Source organism: Vallitalea maricola (assembly GCF_036985595.1).
GTDB lineage: Bacteria > Bacillota > Clostridia > Lachnospirales > Vallitaleaceae > Vallitalea > Vallitalea maricola.
In genome coordinates this window covers 1-240 of the sequence record NZ_BTPU01000459.1, presented here as the reverse complement: position 1 = coordinate 240, position 240 = coordinate 1, and the positions used below count along the sequence as shown (strand labels likewise).

The window sequence follows — 240 nt, the reverse complement described above, 5'->3', positions numbered from 1 at the left end:
AACTTCCATCGCTACATAGCTAAACTTGCCATGAACAGAGTGTTCGTCATTAAAATGGTTCAATAATTGATGTAACTCACAAGCACCAGGGGTAGTATTTTCTATAGGCTGTAAACTATTTAAAGAGCCAGAACCATTGGTACCAATAACAGCACAAGGTTTATCATAGGCACTAAGCATCTGAGCTAACAGCTGACTGGTAGTAGTTTTACCATTAGTACCGGTAATACCCACTAAGGT

The 240-nt window shown here is 39.2% G+C and carries 1 protein-coding gene; it reads right to left on the bottom strand.

Annotated elements, in window-relative coordinates; genetic code table 11:
- Positions 1-240: Mur ligase family protein (locus AACQ14_RS24630; RefSeq protein WP_339366158.1), on the bottom strand; the 240-nt coding region annotated here is incomplete at both ends.